The sequence below is a fragment of the Streptomyces sp. NBC_01288 genome, assembly GCF_035982055.1.
In the GTDB taxonomy this organism is placed as follows: Bacteria; Actinomycetota; Actinomycetes; order Streptomycetales; family Streptomycetaceae; genus Streptomyces.
Genome location: NZ_CP108427.1, coordinates 9,003,246 through 9,021,999, shown reverse-complemented (window position 1 = coordinate 9,021,999; position 18,754 = coordinate 9,003,246). Strand labels below are relative to the sequence as shown.

Here is an 18,754-nt window from a genome sequence, read left to right as displayed (position 1 = left end):
TGCGGCACCTGCCCCTACACTGGCAGCTCACGAGGTACCGGGTGACCTGCGAGAACAGGTCGGTCGAGCCGACCCGCCGGAGTGAGGAGCGACCCCCCTTGTTCTACTACCTCCTTAAGTACGTGATTCTGGGGCCGTTGCTCAGACTGGTCTTCAGACCCCGAATAGAGGGCCTGGACAACATCCCGGAGTCGGGCGCGGCGATCATCGCGGGCAACCACCTCTCCTTCGCCGACCACTTCCTGATGCCGGCGGTCCTCAAGCGCCGGATCACCTTCCTCGCCAAGGCCGAGTACTTCACCGGCCCCGGCATCCGCGGCCGCCTCACCGCGACCTTCTTCCGCAGCGCGGGTCAGATCCCGGTCGACCGCTCCGGCAAGGAGGCGGGCCAGGCCGCGATCCGCGAGGGCCTCGGCGTCCTGAGCAAGGACGAGCTGCTCGGCATCTACCCGGAGGGCACGCGCTCCCACGACGGCCGTCTGTACAAGGGCAAGGTCGGCGTAGCGGTCATGGCGTTGCGGGCCCAAGTCCCCGTCATCCCCTGCGCGATGATCGGCACCTTCGAGGCCCAGCCGCCCGGCAAGGTCATCCCCAAGGTCCACCCCGTGACCATCCGCTTCGGCAAGCCCCTCGACTTCTCCCGCTACGAAGGCATGGAGAACGAGAAGGCGATCCTGCGCGCCATCACCGACGAGATCATGTACGCGATCCTCATGCTCTCCGAGCAGGAGTACGTCGACCAGTACGCGGCGGTCGCGAAGGCGGAGGAGGCGGCCGCGGCGAAGGAACGCAAGTTCCCGCGCCTGCCGCTGAGTTGAGACCCCGAGAACCCTGAGTGAATGTGAGTGAGGGGCGGCCGGTTCTGAACCGGCCGCCCCTCACCACGTACAACTACTGCCTACGACTTGTTACTTACAGCGTGCTGCTTACGACGTGCTGCCTACGGCACCGGCGTCGCGTGCGGGGTGCACGTGAAGTCGGCGGCGTCGAGCTTGCCGGTCAACAGGTAGGCGTCGACACGGGAGTTGATGCACGGGTTGACCAGACCGGTCACACCGTGCGAACCGGCGTCCTTCTCGGTGATCAGCCGGGAGCCCTTGAAGCTCTTGTGCAGGACAACCGCGCCCTCGTACGGCGTGGCGGCGTCGCGCTGCGACTGCACGATGAGGACGGGCGGCAGACCCTTGCCGGTCTTGACCTTGACCGGGGACTGCTGCTTGACCGGCCAGGTGGCGCACGGCAGGTTCATCCAGGCGTTGGACCAGGTCAGGAACGGGTACTGCTTGTTGAGCGCCGTGTTGTCCTTGTCCCACTTCGCCCAGCTGGTCGGCCACTTGGCGTCGGTGCACTCGACGGCCGTGTAGACGGCGTTGCCGTTCTCCGAGGAGATGTTGCCCGCGGTGTCCGACAGGTCGGGCGAGGCCGCGGCGATCAGCGGCTGCGGGTCACCGGCGACGTACTTGCTGAACGCGGTGGCGACCGGAACCCACGAGGAGTCGTAGTACGGGGCGCCCTGGAAGAAGCCGAGCAGCTCGGCCGGACCGACGACCCCGCCGAGCGGGCTCTTCTTGGCGGTGGCGCGCAGCTGGATCCACTTGGCCTGGACGGCGGCGCGCGTGGTGCCGAGGTGGAAGGCCGCGTCGTTCTTGGCGACCCAGTCCTCCCAGTCCTTCCAGCGGCCCTCGAAGGCGATGTCCTGGCCCAGGTTGGCCTCGTACCAGATGTTGTCCTGCGCCGGGTTCACGACGCTGTCGACGATCATGCGGCGGAGGTGGGACGGGAACAGGGTGCCGTAGACGGCGCCGAGGTAGGTGCCGTAGGAGACGCCCAGGTAGTTGAGCTTCTTCTCGCCGAGGGCGGCGCGGATGACGTCGAGGTCGCGCGCGGTGTTCGGCGTGGTCATCTGCGCGAGCATGGTGCGGCCGGTGCGCTTGGCGCAGCCGTCGGCGTACTCACGGGCCAGCTTGCGCTGCGCGTTCTTGTCGGCCGTGCTGTCCGGTACCGGATCAGCCTTGGGCGCCTTCACGAACTCCTGCGGGTCGATGCAGGAGATGGGCGCCGAGTGGCCGACACCGCGCGGGTCGAAGCCCACGAAGTCGTACGCCTTGGACGTGTTGACCCACAGCGGGTTCTTGGTGGTGACCCGGAGCGGGAAGCGCAGTCCGGAGCCGCCCGGACCGCCGGGGTTGTAGACGAGCGCGCCCTGGCGCTCCGCCTTGGTGCCCGTGCTGACGGCGCGGTCGACGGCGAGCTTGATCTTCTTGCCGTTCGGCTTCGTGTAGTCGATCGGCACGGTGACCCAGCCGCACTGGACCGGCTTGGCCAGCGCCCAATCCGCGGGGCAGTCCTGCCAGTTGATGCCGGCCTTGGCGGCGCGGGCGGCGGTGAGCGCGGCGCCCTGGGCGGCCGCACGGTCCTGCTCGTGCCCTGCCGTCTGACCGGTCTGCGCGTTGGCCGCGGGTGCCACCACGGCGCCGGCTATCAGTGCCGCCGCCGCGAATCCGGCCGAACCGAACGCCAATACCCGGCTCTTCGGTCTGTTGTGCCTCAAGTGGGCCCCTCCCCGTACATCGTTGCGAAATGGTCTCGGAGGATCCTCGCGGCTGTGAGCCACCTGAGAACAGAGGCGGTTGACCTTCTTTACCAATCCGATAAGCGGAAACGCCCGTACCGCTCAGCGGATACTCACCCCAGCGACGCCAACGCCTCGTCCAACACCCGCCGCAGCCGCAGCGCGTCGGAGGCGATCGCGCTCACCAGCACAGCGGGCCCGGCGAGCGGCACGAGGCTCGCACACTCCCCCAGCATGCGCGCCGTGACCGGCTCCTGGGTGAACTCCGGCCGTACGACGAGGAGTTGACCCACGGCGCGATGCCCCCCGAGCACGGCGGGCCCGTCCCAACCCCCCGGCGCCCCCGGCCCACAGGCCAACTCCTGGTCCAGGACGGTCCGTCCGGCGATACGCAGCGTGAGCCGACTGGTGAGCCGCCCGGGCTCCTCCCCGACCCGCCCGAGCACCTGCTCCTCACGCAGTACGAGCCGCGCGGATGCGGCGAGATCGACGCGCGTCGACACGCGCAGGTCACTTCCACGCACGGAGATCAACTGCTCGGGCAACCAGTGCAGTTCACCGTCCTCGGCGACGCCGAGCCGAACGTCGTACCGCGACTCCCCCTTCGCCTGCCCGGGCAGCGCGATGGTGGCGGCAGCGGACCCGACCCGCAACCGTGCCCCCCGCTCGACACCCGCCTCGACGGCGAAATGGTCCCCGCCCAGCGGCCCGCTCATGGCCCCGACGAGCATGACCTGAGCCACGGCCCCGCTCCCCCGGGTCCGCCGCAGCGCGAGCGGCCCGTCCCCCTCCAGCACGGGCAACGCGGTACCACCCCGCCCGTCCTCCCGAGCCACGATCCGAGCGGTGGCCCGCACCCCGCTCACGATCACGCGACCCACGCGGCAAGCCGCTCCCGCACCCAACCGGCAACATCGACCACTCCAGCCTCGCTCCTCAACGACTGGAAGACGACGGGCAGTTCGGCCCGCTGAGCCTTGGCGTCAGCGGCCATCCGCCCCAGATCGGACCCGACGTAGGGCGCGAGGTCGGTCTTGTTGACGACCAGCAGATCGGCGGTGGTGACACCGGGCCCACCCTTGCGCGGGATGTCGTCCCCTCCGGCCACGTCGATGACAAAGATCTGCGCGTCGACAAGCCCCTTGGAGAAGGTGGCGGTGAGATTGTCCCCACCCGACTCGACCAGGATCAGGTCCAGCGGCCCGACCTCGTCCTCCAGATCCTCGACGGCTTCGAGGTTGGCGGAGATGTCATCCCGGATAGCGGTGTGCGGACACGCCCCGGTCTCCACGGCGGTGATCCGCTCGGGCGGCAACACGGCCTCCCGCAGCAGGAATTCGGCGTCCTCGCGGGTGTAGATGTCGTTGGTGACGACAGCGAGGGAGAGTTCGTCACGCAGGGTCCGGCAGAGCGCGGCGACGGTGGCGGTCTTGCCGGACCCGACGGGCCCGCCGAGCCCGATGCGCAGGGCACGGCGGGTGCCGTCGGCACGGCGAGCGTCGGCGCTGAGGGCGGCGGGGCCGTCGTGGATGTGGTCGAGGTGCATAAGGCGGCTCCTTCTGGTTTCCTACGGGTCCTGGCGGCTTCGGGCCTGTTTCCTACGGAGCTGTGCGGCTCCGGGTCCTTGTCAGCCGGGGCTGGCATCACTCAGCCCGTCCGGCGTTTGAGGACGAGGCCGTTCAGGCCGACCGGGGGTCCAGGGGGCGGAGCCCCCTGGGAACGGGGTCGAAGGGGCAGAGCCCCTGGGGGATGGGACGGGTAGGGGCGGCGGGGGCGAGGAAAACCCCTACGACGCGAACAACCGCACAGCCCAAGCCGCATGCACCTCCGCCCCGATCTCCAGCAAGGGCGCGGACACACACGGCAGCACGTCGACCCCCTCGTCGAGCACACCCCGAGCCGCCTCCACCGCCCGATCGACGACAAGGTCCAACTCCGGCGCCAACCGGGCCAGTACAGCCGTAGCGTCGAACGGATCAAGACTCAGCAACCGCACCGTCGCCGACGCCGGCCCACTCACACTCTCGTAGGCCGCGCAGTACGCCGCGTCCTCCGGCCCCAGCCCGGCCGACCGAGCCACCAGCCCCAACACCACAGGCTGATGCGCCCCCTTGGGGAACTCCCGCGCAAGGGCGTCGAGTTCGGCGGACGGCCAGGTCGCCCGAGCGGCCCGCATCAACTGCCGCCCCAGCTTCCGCGAGGCCAGCCGCAACGCGGGCGACGGAGTCCGCGCATCCGCGGCGAGGTCCAACTCCCTCGGATCGGCACCGAGTACAGCCGCGGCGGCCAACGCGGCGGACACAAGCCCGGCCGTGTGCAACCGCCCCCGGCAGAACTCACCAAGACTGGCCGCCCCGGTGACCCGCCCGACCTTGACGGCGGCCTCAGCCCCGCCGGAGTGCGCGTGCCCCCCGGCGGGAAAGCGCCCGTCGGCCAGAACCAGCAGTGCTCCCCTGGACATCAGAAGAGGAAGTACCGCTGAGCCATGGGCAGTTCAGCCGCCGGAGTCGCCTCGACGAGCTCCCCGTCGATGTGCACGGCGAAGCTGTCTGGGTCGACCTGGACACGAGGCCGGGCATCGTTCTCACGCATGTCGGCCTTCGTGACCCCACGTGTCGACTCAATCGCGACGAACTTCTTCCCGAGATCGAGCCGCTCCGGCAGCCCGTCCTCGATCGCCAACTGGGCGACGAAGTTGAAGGAGTTGGCGGCCGGCGCCCGTCCGATCGCCCCGAACATCGGCCGCGGCAGGATGGGTTGAGGCGTCGGGATGGACGCGTTGGCGTCGCCCATCTGCGCGTACGCGATCTGTCCGCCCTTGATGACGAGGTGCGGCTTGACGCCGAAGAACGCCGGTTCCCACAGCACGAGGTCGGCGAGCTTGCCGGTCTCGACGGAGCCGATCTCGCGGGCGAGGCCCTGTGCGAGGGCGGGGTTGATCGTGTACTTGGCGATGTAGCGCCGTACGCGATGGTTGTCCGCGCGCCCGTCACCGGGCAGCGCACCCCGCCGCCGCTTCATCACATGCGCCGTCTGCCAGGTCCGCATGATGACCTCGCCGACCCGCCCCATCGCCTGCGCGTCGGAGGAGATGATCGAGATGGCGCCGAGGTCGTGGAGGATGTCCTCCGCGCCGATCGTCGACGGGCGGATGCGGGACTCGGCGAAGGCCAGGTCCTCGGGCACCGCCGGGTTGAGGTGGTGGCAGACCATCAGCATGTCGAGGTGTTCCTCGGCGGTGTTGACGGTGTAGGGCCGGGTCGGGTTGGTGGAGCTGGGCAGCACGTGCGGCTCGGAGACCACGGTCATGATGTCCGGCGCGTGCCCGCCGCCCGCACCCTCGGTGTGATACGCGTGGATGCCGCGTCCGGCGATCGCGGCGAGGGTGTCACCGACGAACCCGGCCTCGTTCAACGTGTCGGTGTGGATGGCGACTTGGACACCCGTACGGTCGGCGACGGTGAGCGAGGCGTCGATGACGGCGGGGGTCGAGCCCCAGTCCTCATGCAGCTTCAGTCCCAGCGCTCCCCCTCGGATCTGGGACATCATCGCGTCGTGCGAGACGGTGTTGCCCTTGCCGAGGAAGCCGATGTTGAGCGGGTACTGCTCCATCGCCGCCATCATCCGGGCGAGATGCCAGGGCCCGGGCGTGACGGTCGTGGCCTTGGAACCCTCGGCGGGTCCGGTACCGCCGCCGACCAGCGTGGTGACTCCGACGGAGAGCGCCTCGTCGGCGATCTGCGGGCAGATGAAGTGGACGTGCGCGTCGACGGCACCGGCCGTGAGGATGCGGCCGTTCCCGGCGATGACCTCTGTCTCGGGGCCGATCACCAGGTCGGGGTGGATGCCGTCCATGGTGTCGGGGTTGCCGGCCTTGCCGATGCCGGTGATCCGGCCGTCGCGGATGCCGACGTCGGCCTTGACGATGCCCCAGTGGTCGACGATCACGGCGCCGGTGATGACGGTGTCGGGGGTGCCCTCCGCGCGGGAGGCACGCGCCTGGCCCATCGACTCGCGGATGACCTTGCCGCCGCCGAACACGGCCTCGTCACCGGCGAGTCCGGGACCGCCGCTGCGGTCCTCCTCGATCTCGATCAGCAGATCGGTGTCGGCGAGCCGGATGCGGTCACCGGTGGTCGGCCCGAACAGGTCCGCGTACGCGGCACGGGAGATCTCAGGCATCGAGGGCACCTCCGGTCTCCCCGCGCAGTCCGGGCACGATCCGGGCGCCGGCGAGGGGGACGAGTTCGACGTCGACGGGGATGCCCGGTTCGAAGCGCACGGCCGTACCGGCGGCGACGTTGAGCCGTTGCCCGCGCGCGGCGACGCGGTCGAACTCAAGGCCCGGGTTGGCCTCGGCGAAGTGGTAGTGGGAGCCGACCTGGACGGGCCGGTCGGCGGCGTTGAGGACGGTCATCCGCGTGACCTCGCGGCCCGCGTTGTAGACGATCGGGTCGTCCGCGAACAGGATCTCGCCGGGAATCATCGAGGCCTCCTACACGATCGGGTCGTGGACGGTGACGAGCTTGGTGCCGTCCGGGAAGGTCGCCTCGACCTGTACGTCGTGGATCATCTCGGGGATGCCCACCATGACGTCGTCCCTGGTGAGCAGCTTGCGCCCGGAGGACATCAGCTCGGCGACGGTCCGGCCGTCACGGGCGCCTTCGAGGATGTGCGACGTGATGAGGGCGACGGCCTCGGGGTGGTTCAGCTTCAGACCACGGGCCCGGCGCTTCTCGGCCACGTCGGCCGCCACGTGGATCAGCAGCCTCTCTTGCTCGTGCGGGGTCAGTTGCACGTCCCACCTCACAGTCCTCGCTCCGGACCGTGCGGGGTCCGGCTGCCGCCTAAACGCTCCGCTCGGAGTGCGGGACGTCGTCCAAAGGCCCGTGGTGGCTGGTCGCGCGGTTCCCCGCGCCCCTTCGGGACGCTGCCGAACCGCAGCGGACTGCACCGGACCCGCTCAGCCCTCAGGGGAAAGTCCCTGGTGGCGTGGATCGGCAGGCTAGTTGGACGGCGTTTCAAGCAAGTTAACCGAGCTGTGATCAGGGCAATCACATCTACGCACGTAGAGCACACCCTCACTACGAGGGTTTCGGCCCCCGATGCTCGGCCGCGATACCGAACCGCTGGCGTTCGCGGGGAGCGGACGCGACCTCATGGACACGCGAGACGGAGCTGATCACCTGCTCCTCGGCCGGCTCGTCGAGGCGGTCCAGCTTGTCGAGTTCGTCGAGTCGCTCCAGGTCGGCGGCGGAGACCAGCGCGACAAGGGGCTTGCCGTGCCGCGTCACGACGACACGCTCGCCGCCGTACACCACCCGGTTGATCAGGTCGGCGAGCTCAGCCCTGGCTTGCGTCACCGGAATCTCGTAGGCCATACCCCCATCATAACGTCATGTACGTCCTGTACATTTCTTACAGATGCCGAAGGAGAGGTACCCATGACCCGACCGTCCGCCCGCCACGTCCTGCCCGAGTTCACCGAGCGCACCAGCGCAGGGCACCGGACCCTCGACCCGTACTCGAAGCTGCTGGAGGAGCGGATCGTGTTCCTCGGGACGCCGATCGACGACATCTCGGCGAACGACGTGATGGCCCAGTTCATGCACCTCGAATACCAGGCACCGGACCGGGACATCTCGCTGTACATCAACTCGCCCGGCGGATCGTTCACCGCGATGTCGGCGATCTACGACACGTTGCGGTTCGTCACGTGTGACGTGGAGACGGTCTGCCTCGGCCAGGCCGGCACCTCCGCGGCGCTGCTGCTGGCAGCGGGCACCCCGGGCAAGCGGTCCGCGCTGCCGGGTGCGCGGGTGGTGCTCCACCAGCCCTCGTTCCCCGAGCCGATCCAGGGTCAGGCGAGTGATCTCGCCATCCAGGCCGAGGAGTTGGCGCGCACGCGGGTCCAACTGGAGGAACTGCTCGCCCTGCACACGGGCCGGACGGTGGCACAGGTGAGCGCCGACATCGAGCGGGACCGGATCATGGATGCCCAACAGGCCCTGGAATACGGGTTGGTGGACCGGATCGTGTCGACCCGCAAGACCTCGCTCACCGAGCCGGGCGGGGAGTGAGCCGACGATGCTGCCGCCGGAACTGCCTCCGCTGCCCGCACTGACGCGCGCCGAGGGCGAGTTGATCGACCGTTACCTGGATGTGGCCGACCTGCTCGGCCGTATCAACCCGGCGCACGACGGTGACACGTATCGTGGTCTGAGGGCCGCTCAGGCGCTCGTGGCCAAGGCCGCCGAGCTGCGGGACGCGCTGGCGCTGATGCACCAGCGGGGCGAGACCGAACTGCACGCCCCCACGCTCGCGCGGGCGCTGCGCGTGCTGGACGGGGAGCGCCGCACGGCGCGCGTCACCATCCCCGCACCCTCCGACAGTTGACGGACCCGGAGCCGTTCCGGCCGGGGGCGAAACGAGCCGAACGGCGTACCCCCGATCGGAGTAGTCGCCGCTCCGCCCATACGGCCGTCCGGGTTGCGCAACACGCGTAGCCCGAGGGCCGCATGAAGGGTTCCGGTGCTGGTCCGAGGGCCTGGAACCCCTCGACACCCCTTCGAACACGGGGCTGTCCACCCGAACGGGTGAGTGGTGAGTAACCCCACAAATCCCCGGTTCCGTTGGGCTTTTCGGACATTCATAGGTGAAGATCCCTGTCTGACGACAAGACCCCGCCGCAGCGGCGGGGCGATCCGGGCGGACGCCGAGTCCTGCCGCCACCCGGATGACAGGTCGACAGGAGTGCATCGGCAGGAGTGGAGGACCCAAGCACGTCGGGTCGCCGGGACGGTCACGCCATGACCGGGTCGAGCAGCCCTTGGGGTGAAGCCGCGTCAGCGGCCGGGCAACTTTGTCAGCCCGAATCCGACAGGTCATCTTTCACAGGCGGCTGACGAAGGGTTGCGCATGACTGCGCTCAATCGTGTCCCGTCGCTGATGGTCAGGGCCGGTACGGCCTCGGCCTTCGCCATCGCCGCTGTTGGCGGTTCCGTCGTGATACCGGGCGTCGCATCCGACGCCGCGGCCGCGACACCCGCGACGAAGGCACTCCAGGTCGCGGCGTCCAAGAAGGGCGCCCCGTACAGGTACGGGGCCACCGGACCGGGCCGCTTCGACTGCTCCGGGCTCACGCTGTACTCGTACAAGAAGGCAGGCAAGAAACTGCCCCGTACGGCGGCCCAGCAGTACAACAAGTCCCACCACATCTCGGCCAAGAGCCGCAAGGCCGGGGACCTCGTCTTCTTCCACTCGGGCTCCAGCGTCTACCACGTCGGCATCTACGCCGGCAAGGGAAAGATCTGGCACGCCCCGAAGACCGGGGACGTGGTGAGGCTGCAGAAGATCTGGACCAAGAGCGTCTGGTACGGCCGGGTCAGCTAGGACCTGTCCGAATCTCCCGAGGGGGGTGGCGGCCACCTGACAGGCCGCCACCCCCCTCGGGTGTCCAGGGACGTTCGGGGACGGAGACGTTCGGAAGACGGCGGCTCTACGGCTCCTGCTGGCCCGCCGTGGTCACCGGTCGGGCCGGTACCGTCCAGGGCACCTCGATGGAGACCGTCTTGCCGCCCTCCAGGGTGGGCCGGACCTTGAGTTTGCCGCCGCACTCCGCGGTCAGCCAGCGGATGATCACCATGCCCCGGCCGTTGTCCTGCTGGACGGCGGCCGGCAGGCGTTTCGGGAACCGGGGATGGCTGTCGGTGACCCCGATGCGCAGCCGTTCGTCACGCTCCAGCTCCATGTCCACCGTGAAGGTGGGTGACTGCCCGAAGGTGTGCTGTACGGCGTTGGTGGCGAGTTCGGAGACGATGAGGCGGATGGTGTCGGCGACCTCCGTGTCCGCCGGAAGTCCCCATTCCACCAGGGTCCCGACGACATAGGTGCGGGCGGTGGAGACCGAGGCGGGATCGCTCGGCAGAGTGACGGATGCTTCCAGATGGTCTGCCATGGCGCGGTCGTCCCTTTCCCGCGGGACCGGTGTCCGACACGGAGCGGATGGTTCGAGTACGGTCCCGGACTGGTGCTTCTTCGCCAGACTGCCATTACCGCGTCGGTAACGGTGGCGATCCACCAAGATATGCATATATCTGTCGCTCGAAGCGGTGAACTCTGCGACCCCAGACCGTATTTGGGCGGCTCGGAAGGAGTAAGGAGAAACCCATGCAGTACGGTCCCGCGGTGCGCCGCCGGAAACTGGGCGCGGAACTGCGCGCGTTGCGTGCGGAGGCGGGGCTCACCAGCGGTGAGGCGGCCCGGTTGGTCGGCTGGCACCAGTCGAAGGTGAGCCGCATCGAGACCGGCGCGAGTGGCGTGAAACCGCCCGACGTCCGGTTACTCCTGGACGCCTACCAGGTCGGCGACCCACAACTTCGGGACATGCTCCTCGTGTTGGCCGGCTCCGACGACGGCGGCGGCCGGCACCACTGGTGGCACGCCTATCGCGGTGTACTGCCGCCCGCCTACCGGGACTTCATCAGCCTGGAGTCACAGGCCAGCACGCTCCGCACCCTGGAGACCTCGGTGGTCCCCGGTCTGCTTCAGACCCCCGAGTACGCCCGGGCGGTGACCCGGGCAGCCGTGGGAGGCCTCGACAACGACGGCCCCGAGCGGCTCGACGCGCTGGTACAGGTGCGGTTGGCCCGGCAGGACGTGCTGCGCGCGGATCCGCCGCTGGAGCTGAGCGTGGTCCTCGACGAGGCGGTGCTGCGGCGCGAGGTCGGCGGGCCGGGGGTGATGGCACGTCAGCTGGTCCGGCTCGTGGAGGCGGCCAAGCTGCCCCAAGTGAGGCTTCAGGTACTGCCGTTCGCCGCAGGAGCACACATCGGCATCACCGGACCTTTCGTTATCTTCTCCTTTCCGAGCACTTCTGATCTGGACGTGGTTGTTCTAGACCACTTGACGAGTAGCCTCTACCTCGAACGGAAAGAAGACCTAGAGGCCTACAGCGAGGCCTTCAACACCCTTCAGTTCCACGCCCTTTCGCCCGATGATTCGTCGGATTACATCGCCGGGATAGGTGACGGCGCGTAAGGAGGCACCATGTCTGCACTGCCTCGGAACGTACCTTCCAGTTCTGAACTGTCCGGTGTGCGGTGGCTGCGCAGCAGCTACAGCACGGGAGCGAACAACTGCGTCGAGGCGGCTCGTCCGCGCTCAGGCCCCCGCGCGGGGCTGCTCGCCGTACGCGACTCGAAGGACCCGCAAGGACCCGCCCTGCTCTTCTCCCCCGAAAGCTGGACGGGCTTCCTCGCCACGTTCCACTGACCTTTCCGCCCGTCAGCGACGCACGACCGTGTAACGCCGACTCATGGTCGCGTCTCGCCGATCACACGTACAGCGCGTTCGATCTCGGCCCCGGAGAGGTCCGCTCGGGCGGTCAGCCTGAGCCGTGAGATGCCGTCGGGCACGGAAGGAGGACGGAAGCAGCCCACGGCCAGCCCTGCCGTACGGCAGTCGGCCGCCCATTGCACGGCCGCCTCCGGGGACGGCGCACGCACCGAGACCACGGCGGCGTCCGGACGTACCGCTTCCAGACCCGCCGCGGTCAGCCGCGTGTGCAGTTCACCCGCCACGGCGCGGGCCCGGGCGGCCCGCTCGGGTTCGCGCCGCAGCAGGGTGAGCGCCGCCAGCGCCGCACCCGCGGCGGCGGGCGCGAGCCCCGTGTCGAAGATGAACGTCCGCGCCGCGTTGACCAGATGGTCGATGACCCGCGCCGGCCCGAGCACGGCACCGCCCTGACTGCCGAGCGACTTGGACAAGGTCACCGTCACGACCACGTCCTCACCGCCCGCGAGCCCCGCCGCGTACGGCGCCCCGCGCCCGCCCTCGCCCAGCACCCCGAGCCCGTGCGCGTCGTCGAGCAGCAACCCGGCCCCGAACTCCCGGCACGCCTCGGCGAGCGCCCGCACCGGCGCCGCGTCCCCGTCCACGGAGAACACCGAGTCGGACACGACGACGGCCTGCCCGTCGTGCGTCCGCAGCGCCTTGCGCACCCCGTCCGGGTCCGCATGCCCTACGACCTGGGTCGCACCCCGCGCCAGCCGGCAGCCGTCGATCAGCGAGGCGTGGTTGCCCGCGTCGGAGACGATCAGCGAGCCGTGCGGCGCGAGCGTGGTGACCGCGGCGAGGTTGGCCGCGTAGCCGGAGGAGAAGACGAGGGCGGCCCCGAACCCGGTGAACTCGGCCAGTTCGCGCTCCAGTTGGGCATGCAGCTCGGTCGTACCGGTGACGAGCCGTGACCCGGTCGACCCCCCACCCCAGGTCCGCGCCGCGTCGGCGGCGCCCTCGACGACCTCGGGGTGATGGGCCAGACCCAGGTAGTCGTTGCTCGCGAGATCGAGGAGCGGCGAGTCGGCGGGCCGGGGCCGCAGGGTCCGTACGAGCCCGGCGCGACGGCGCTGCTCCGCCTGCTCGTCGATCCAGCCGAACGCCATGGTTCCTCCGGGCTTTTGTAGGCAGTGCACAGACACTAATCGGACGACGAGCCGCCCATGGTGTGGTGATACCCACACGCCCAGCCCCATGTCTTGTGCATTCTCTCCTTGGCCGCAAGCGGTCCCGTAGGACAGGATCGGATCTCATGGACCTGCTGAACACGCTCGTGGACAAGGGGCTTCGGCGCGAGCTGCCGACCCGCGCGGAAGCTCTCGCCGTCCTCTCCACCTCGGACGACGACCTGCTGGATGTCGTGGCCGCGGCCGGAAAGGTGCGCCGGCACTGGTTCGGCCGACGGGTGAAGCTCAACTACCTCGTCAACCTGAAGTCCGGCCTGTGCCCCGAGGACTGCTCGTACTGCTCGCAGCGGCTCGGCTCCAAGGCCGAGATCCTGAAGTACACGTGGCTGAAACCCGACGCCGCCTCGAAGGCCGCCGCGGCCGGTGTGGCGGGAGGTGCCAAGCGTGTCTGCCTGGTCGCCTCCGGCCGGGGTCCGACCGACCGGGACGTGGACCGGGTCGCCGGCACCATCAAGGCGATCAAGGACCAGAACGAGGGCGTCGAGGTGTGCGCCTGCCTCGGCCTGCTCTCCGACGGCCAGGCCGACCGGCTGCGCGAGGCCGGCGCGGATGCCTACAACCACAACCTCAACACGTCCGAGTCGACGTACGGCGACATCACCACCACCCACACGTACGCCGACCGCGTCGACACCGTGCAGAAGGCGCACGCGGCCGGTCTGTCCGCCTGCTCCGGCCTGATCGCCGGCATGGGCGAGACGGACGAGGACCTGATCGACGTCGTCTTCTCCCTCCGCGACCTCGACCCGGACTCGGTGCCGGTGAACTTCCTGATCCCGATGGAGGGCACCCCGCTCGCCGCCGAGTGGCACCTCACCCCGCAGCGCTGTCTGCGCATCCTCGCGATGGTCCGCTTCGTCTGCCCGGACGTCGAGGTCCGCATCGCGGGCGGCCGCGAGGTCCACCTGCGCACGATGCAGCCCCTCGCCCTGAACCTCGCCAACTCGATCTTCCTCGGCGACTACCTCACCAGTGAGGGCCAGGCCGGCCACGCCGACCTGGAGATGATCGCGGACGCGGGCTTCGAGGTGGAGGGCGCGGGCGAGGTGACGCTGCCGGAGCACCGGGCGACCGTGGCGGCGGGCGGCTGCGGCTCGCACGACGGAGCCGACGCCGGGTGTGGTGGGGGCTGCGGTGGGCACGAGGGCGCCGGAGTCTGCGGTTCCAGCTCCGCCGCTACGCCCGCTGCCGTGCCGCAGGTCGACGAGGTCCGCCGGGACCTGGTCTCCGTACGCCGTCGAGGTGCCGGAACGGACATCGCGCCCAATGCCTGACCCGACCGGCCGCCTGCCCGTCCCGGAGCTGCTGGAGCTGGACCGGCGGCACGTCTGGCATCCGTACGGTCCGATGCCCGGCCGGGTCGACCCGCTCGTCGTGGAGTCGGCGAGCGGGGTGCGGCTCCGACTGGCGGGCGGCGGGGGCGAGTTGGTCGACGGGATGTCATCCTGGTGGTCGGCGATCCACGGCTACAACCACCCCGTGCTCAACGAGGCCGCGCAGGAGCAGCTTGGCCGGATGAGCCACGTCATGTTCGGCGGACTCACGCATGAGCCCGCCGTACGGCTGGCGAAGCTCCTTGTCGACATGTCACCCGACGGTCTGGAACACGTCTTCCTCGCCGATTCGGGCTCGGTGTCGGTCGAGGTGGCGGTGAAGATGTGCCTCCAGTACTGGCGCTCGCTCGGCCGCCCCGCGAAACAGCGCCTGCTGACCTGGCGCGGCGGCTACCACGGTGACACCTGGCATCCGATGTCGGTGTGCGACCCCGAGGGCGGAATGCACGAGCTGTGGGCAGGAGTGCTGCCTCAACAGATCTTCGCGGACGCGCCTCCAGCCGAGTACGAGGAGTCGTACGCCGACCATCTGCACGAGCTGATCGGACGGCACGCGCACGAACTGGCCGCGGTCATCGTGGAGCCGGTGGTGCAGGGCGCGGGCGGGATGCGGTTCCACTCCCCCGCGTATCTGCGGGTGCTGCGCGAGGCGTGCGACGCGCACGACGTGCTGCTGGTGTTCGACGAGATCGCGACGGGTTTCGGCCGCACGGGCGCGCTGTTCGCGGCGGAGCACGCGGCGGTGACGCCGGACGTGATGTGCGTGGGCAAGGCGCTGACCGGCGGCTACCTGACGATGGCGGCGACGCTGTGCACGTCACGCGTGGCCGAGGGCATCTCGCGGGGCGAGGTACCGATCCTGGCCCACGGCCCCACGTTCATGGGCAACCCGCTGGCGGCGTCCGTGGCCTGCGCCTCGATCGAACTCCTCCTGAACCAGGACTGGTTGACGGAGGTCAAGCGCATCGAGACGGGATTGCGGGAGGGCCTGGCCCCGGCGCGGGAGATCCCGGGCGTCCGCGACGTCCGCGTCCTCGGCGCCATCGGCGTGGTCCAACTCGACCACGACGTGGACATGAAGGCCGCCACGGACGCGGCCGTACGCGAGGGCGTGTGGCTACGGCCGTTCCGCGACCTCGTCTACACGATGCCGCCGTACGTCACGGGCGACGCCGACCTGGCTCGGATCGCCCGCGCGGTGTGCGCGGCGGCGCGGGAGGGATGACATGCCGGTACTGGTGATCACGGGCACGGGCACGGAGGTCGGCAAGACGATCACCACGGCCGCGGTAGCGGCGACGGCGCTCGCGGCCGGCCGCACGGTGGCCGTCCTGAAGGCCGCCCAGACGGGTCTACGGCCGGACGAGCGCGGGGACGCCGACGAGGTGGCGAGGCTCGCGGGCGCCGTCACGGCGACCGAACTCGCCCGGTATCCCGAGCCGTTGGCCCCCGGCACGGCCGCCCGCCGAGCCGGTCTCGCACCGGTACACCCGCACGAAATCGCCGAAGCCGCCCAGAAGTTGGCCACCGAGCACGACCTGGTACTGGTCGAGGGCGCGGGCGGGCTGCTCGTACGGTTCGACGCGGAGGGCGGCACACTGGCGGACGCGGCGCGGCTGCTGGGGGCGCCGGTCCTGGTGGTGGCGTCGGCGGGCCTCGGCACCCTGAACACCACGGAACTGACGGCCCGTGAACTCCGTTCCCAGGGCCTCGACTTGCTGGGCGTGGTGATCGGCAGCTGGCCCATCTCGCCCGACCTGGCGTCGCGTTGCAACGTGGCCGACCTGCCGGAGGTGGCGGGGGCACCACTGCTCGGGGCGTTGCCGGAGGGCGCGGGGGTGCTGACACCGGCGGACTTCCGTGCTGCGGCGCCGAGTTGGGTGGCGCCGCGGCTTGACGGGGTGTGGGATGCGGAGGGGTTCGGGGGGCGGGAGGCGCCGCCGTCCTGGAACCCCCGCTCGACCGGCGCGGCCTAGGAGACCTCCTCTTCGGCCAGCAGCCGTACCAGTTCGATACGGGACCGGATGCCCAACCGGCTGAAGACGCCGCGCAGGTGGTGGTCGATCGTGCGTGGGCTGAGGGCGAGGCGGACGGCGATCTCTCGGTTGGTGGCGCCGTCGGCGGCCATGCGGGCGACCATCAGTTGCTGGGCGGTCAGGCAGGTTGTGGGGGCTCCGGGTGTGGGGAGGGCGGTCGCGGCCACCGGGGTGCCGAGGGCACGGAGTTCGGCGCGGGCCTGGGCGGCGCAGTGCGGGGCGCCGAAGGACTCGAAGGCCTCCAGCGAGGTGTGCAGGCGGTCGCGGGCCTCGGTGCGGCGACGTAGTCGGCGTAGTGCGCCGCCGAACAGCAGCTCGGTGCGGGCCCGTTCGAAGTCGCGGGTGCCGCGCGCGTGCAGGTCGAGGGCTGTGCGGTAGTGCTCGACCGCCTCGTCGCCGGGTGCGAGCAGGGCCCGGCAACGGGCGCTCAGGGCAAGGTCGTCGGGGCTGCGGACGGCGCGTGCCCAGCGGTCGTAGTCGGCGTGTGCGGCGCGGGCGATACGGGTGTCGCCGCTGCGGACGGCCGCCTCGACGTAGTGCGGGGTGGCGAGGTGGCGGATGGCCCGGTGGCCGTGGCCCGGCCCGAACCCGGCGAGCGCGCGCAGCCGGGCCGCCGCGGCGGCGAAACGGCCGCTGCTGAGGTCGAGGTAGGCGAGTGCCCATTGCGCGAGGGCGGCCGGTAGGCCCAGGCCTCGGCCCAGGGCGTACGAGCGGGCGACGGCGGCGCGTTCCCGGCAGACGTCGCCGTCCCCGGTGAGCGCCGCGAACATGGCGAGCGCTGCTTGCAGATGGCAGGCGCCGTTGTCCTGACCGGTGGCGTGCGCCTGCCACAGGGCATCGGCGGTGGCCGTCTCGGCGGCCCTCGGATGCCCGGTCCAGAACTCGGCGTACGCCCGGAACTCCATCGCCTGCGCCACGACCACGGTCGCGCCCCGCGCGCGGGCCGAGGCCGCCGCCCGCACGGTGGCGGTGGTGGCGCGGGTGTGGTCGCCGAGCATCAACGCGGCGATCCCCGCGTGGATGAGGAGGGTGGGGTCCCCTCCAGGTCCGCATCTCCCGGCGGCGGCCTTGAGCAGATCCCGCGCGTCCTCGTACCGCCCCTCGAACGCGGCGGCCAGTCCCCCGAGCGTCCCGTGCGGCACGATCCCGACCCGGGAGGCGACGGCCGCCGCCTCCCGACACCGTCTCAGGTCACCGGTGTATATGGCGGCTTCGGTGGCGCGGGCGAGGAGGTGAACGGCGTGGTCGGGAGCGGGAGTTCGGGGTAGGGCGACCATGCGGGGTACCTCGGTCGACCCGGACGCCGGTCTCAAGTCGGCACCGGATCCCTCCAGTTCGCGCCGCGCCACAGCCGTTAGCAGCGCGTCGAACGCCTCCGCCGCGTTCCCCGCCCGCAGGGCGAACACGCCGTTCAACGCGTCGCTGTCCGTCGTGGCCGCGAGTCTTCGCGCCCGGTCCCCCTCCCCGGACTGCCAGGCGTCGCCGGCGGCACGGTTGAGGAGGCGGGACTGCTCACGCGGGTCGCTGGAGAGCGCGGCGGCGCGTTCCACGAGGGCGCAGGCGAGGGGGTGTTCGCCGGCGTCGCGTGCCTGTTGCGCGGCCGTACGGAGTTCCGCGGTGAGGCGCACGCTGGGGCCGAGCGCTCCCGCGCCCCGGTGCCAGGAACGCCGCGGCGTCTCACCCTCGGTACGCAACACCCGTGCCAGCAACCGGTGGACGTCCCGCCGGTCCGCCGGTGACCCGGTCTCGTACGCGGCGATCCTCGTCCACGCGTCGCGGAAGACGACCCCGCCGGCCGTCGCGTGCGCGACCCCGGCCGTCTCGGCGGCTTCGAGGGGCCGGGTGTCGAGTCGGGCCGCCGCGACAGCCCGCAGGAAAGCATGCGTGGCGACCGGGTACTGGTCCGCCGCCGCGAGCAGCAACAGCAACCGCGTGTCGTCGGGCAGGGCCCGGATCTCCCGGCGGTGCCGGGTCAGCAACTCCGGTGCCAGGGACGCCGGTTCGGTCGGGAGGGGGTCGAGGCCCGCGGTCTGGCGTGGGGTCAGGCGCGGGAGGAGTTCGGCGGCGGCGCGCGGATCACCGTAGACCGCGCGCAGCATGCGGATGCGGACCCCTTCGGGGAGCGCGGGGTCGAGGGTTCGCCCTGTGTCGGTGCGCGAGAGGGGCGAAGTGCGGTCTAGGGAAGTGGGGTTCACCGGAGTCAGCACACAACTGACGTTACTGGCGAGTTAATTCACCCGTAAAGACCGGCGATTTCGCCGATGCGGCGCGCGTAGACCCGCGCTGACA

20 protein-coding genes and 1 riboswitch are annotated in these 18,754 nt (G+C 70.5%); of the genes, 9 read left to right on the top strand and 11 right to left on the bottom strand.

What is annotated here, in order from left to right; all coding sequences use genetic code 11:
• The first annotated feature begins 98 nt into the window (after window positions 1–98).
• Window positions 99–818: a lysophospholipid acyltransferase family protein gene (locus OG194_RS40545; RefSeq protein WP_327405699.1), complete on the top strand. Its 720-nt coding sequence runs from the start codon at window positions 99–101 to the stop codon at window positions 816–818.
• A 122-nt stretch (window positions 819–940) separates the two neighbouring features.
• Here the strand turns inward: OG194_RS40545 and OG194_RS40540 are convergent, their stop codons facing one another.
• The 8 genes from OG194_RS40540 to OG194_RS40505 all read right to left on the bottom strand — a co-directional run bounded on the left by OG194_RS40540 (window position 941) and on the right by OG194_RS40505 (window position 7,953).
• Window positions 941–2,551 (bottom strand): alpha/beta hydrolase, encoded by a 1,611-nt coding sequence (locus tag OG194_RS40540; RefSeq protein ID WP_327405698.1) that lies wholly within the window; start codon window positions 2,549–2,551, stop codon window positions 941–943.
• Between the two features lie 134 nt (window positions 2,552–2,685).
• A complete protein-coding gene (locus tag OG194_RS40535; protein ID WP_442811701.1) occupies window positions 2,686–3,453 on the bottom strand; it encodes an urease accessory protein UreD in 768 nt (255 codons plus the stop codon).
• On the bottom strand, window positions 3,441–4,118 hold the full coding sequence (gene ureG, locus OG194_RS40530; protein WP_327405697.1) for an urease accessory protein UreG: 678 nt from the start codon (window positions 4,116–4,118) through the stop codon (window positions 3,441–3,443). Before ureG ends, OG194_RS40535 begins: the two co-directional genes overlap by 13 nt.
• Before the next feature lie 240 nt (window positions 4,119–4,358).
• Window positions 4,359–5,033 (bottom strand): urease accessory protein UreF, encoded by a 675-nt coding sequence (locus OG194_RS40525; RefSeq protein ID WP_327405696.1) that lies wholly within the window; start codon window positions 5,031–5,033, stop codon window positions 4,359–4,361.
• A complete protein-coding gene (locus tag OG194_RS40520) occupies window positions 5,033–6,754 on the bottom strand; it encodes an urease subunit alpha (RefSeq protein ID WP_327405695.1) in 1,722 nt (573 codons plus the stop codon). The genes OG194_RS40525 and OG194_RS40520 overlap by 1 nt, the downstream gene beginning before the upstream one ends.
• On the bottom strand, window positions 6,747–7,058 hold the full coding sequence (locus OG194_RS40515) for an urease subunit beta (RefSeq protein WP_327405694.1): 312 nt from the start codon (window positions 7,056–7,058) through the stop codon (window positions 6,747–6,749). The genes OG194_RS40520 and OG194_RS40515 overlap by 8 nt, the downstream gene beginning before the upstream one ends.
• A gap of 9 nt (window positions 7,059–7,067) precedes the next feature.
• Window positions 7,068–7,370, bottom strand: a complete 303-nt coding sequence (locus OG194_RS40510; RefSeq protein WP_019059531.1) for an urease subunit gamma — start codon at window positions 7,368–7,370, stop codon at window positions 7,068–7,070.
• Between the two features lie 286 nt (window positions 7,371–7,656).
• A complete protein-coding gene (locus tag OG194_RS40505) occupies window positions 7,657–7,953 on the bottom strand; it encodes a type II toxin-antitoxin system Phd/YefM family antitoxin (protein WP_327405693.1) in 297 nt (98 codons plus the stop codon).
• 63 nt (window positions 7,954–8,016) lie between these two features.
• Here OG194_RS40505 and OG194_RS40500 point away from each other — a divergent pair, with 63 nt between their 5' ends.
• From OG194_RS40500 to OG194_RS40490, 3 genes are all read left to right on the top strand, one after another.
• Complete coding sequence (locus tag OG194_RS40500) at window positions 8,017–8,652, top strand: ATP-dependent Clp protease proteolytic subunit (RefSeq protein WP_327405692.1); 636 nt, start codon at window positions 8,017–8,019, stop codon at window positions 8,650–8,652.
• 7 nt (window positions 8,653–8,659) lie between these two features.
• On the top strand, window positions 8,660–8,968 hold the full coding sequence (locus tag OG194_RS40495; protein WP_266766684.1) for a hypothetical protein: 309 nt from the start codon (window positions 8,660–8,662) through the stop codon (window positions 8,966–8,968).
• Window positions 8,969–9,307: 339 nt separating this feature from the next.
• A riboswitch (cyclic di-AMP (ydaO/yuaA leader) is annotated at window positions 9,308–9,487 on the top strand.
• Window positions 9,488–9,490: 3 nt separating this feature from the next.
• The gene (locus tag OG194_RS40490; RefSeq protein WP_019059527.1) at window positions 9,491–9,964 is read left to right on the top strand and encodes a C40 family peptidase; all 474 of its coding nucleotides are present in this window, start codon (window positions 9,491–9,493) and stop codon (window positions 9,962–9,964) included.
• 106 nt (window positions 9,965–10,070) lie between these two features.
• On the opposite strand, the gene OG194_RS40485 is transcribed toward OG194_RS40490, so the two are convergent.
• On the bottom strand, window positions 10,071–10,529 hold the full coding sequence (locus OG194_RS40485; protein ID WP_327405691.1) for an ATP-binding protein: 459 nt from the start codon (window positions 10,527–10,529) through the stop codon (window positions 10,071–10,073).
• 212 nt (window positions 10,530–10,741) lie between these two features.
• Here OG194_RS40485 and OG194_RS40480 point away from each other — a divergent pair, with 212 nt between their 5' ends.
• Window positions 10,742–11,611 (top strand): helix-turn-helix domain-containing protein, encoded by an 870-nt coding sequence (locus OG194_RS40480; protein ID WP_327405690.1) that lies wholly within the window; start codon window positions 10,742–10,744, stop codon window positions 11,609–11,611.
• 9 nt (window positions 11,612–11,620) lie between these two features.
• The gene (locus OG194_RS40475; protein ID WP_327405689.1) at window positions 11,621–11,845 is read left to right on the top strand and encodes a DUF397 domain-containing protein; all 225 of its coding nucleotides are present in this window, start codon (window positions 11,621–11,623) and stop codon (window positions 11,843–11,845) included.
• Between the two features lie 41 nt (window positions 11,846–11,886).
• Here the strand turns inward: OG194_RS40475 and OG194_RS40470 are convergent, their stop codons facing one another.
• Entirely contained in the window at window positions 11,887–13,014 is a 1,128-nt protein-coding gene (locus tag OG194_RS40470) for an 8-amino-7-oxononanoate synthase (protein WP_327405688.1), read from the bottom strand.
• A 146-nt stretch (window positions 13,015–13,160) separates the two neighbouring features.
• On the opposite strand from OG194_RS40470, the gene bioB reads away from it, so the two are divergent.
• Genes bioB through bioD form a run of 3 tightly spaced genes read left to right on the top strand, consistent with a single transcriptional unit; the run spans window position 13,161 to window position 16,405 of the window.
• Window positions 13,161–14,369 (top strand): biotin synthase BioB, encoded by a 1,209-nt coding sequence (bioB, locus tag OG194_RS40465; RefSeq protein WP_327405687.1) that lies wholly within the window; start codon window positions 13,161–13,163, stop codon window positions 14,367–14,369.
• A complete protein-coding gene (locus OG194_RS40460; protein ID WP_327405686.1) occupies window positions 14,362–15,654 on the top strand; it encodes an adenosylmethionine--8-amino-7-oxononanoate transaminase in 1,293 nt (430 codons plus the stop codon). Before bioB ends, OG194_RS40460 begins: the two co-directional genes overlap by 8 nt.
• Before the next feature lies 1 nt (window position 15,655).
• Window positions 15,656–16,405 (top strand): dethiobiotin synthase, encoded by a 750-nt coding sequence (bioD, locus tag OG194_RS40455; protein ID WP_327405685.1) that lies wholly within the window; start codon window positions 15,656–15,658, stop codon window positions 16,403–16,405.
• Here the strand turns inward: bioD and OG194_RS40450 are convergent.
• A complete protein-coding gene (locus tag OG194_RS40450; RefSeq protein ID WP_327407365.1) occupies window positions 16,402–18,564 on the bottom strand; it encodes a helix-turn-helix transcriptional regulator in 2,163 nt (720 codons plus the stop codon). The genes bioD and OG194_RS40450 overlap by 4 nt on opposite strands.
• Window positions 18,565–18,754 lie beyond the last annotated feature (190 nt).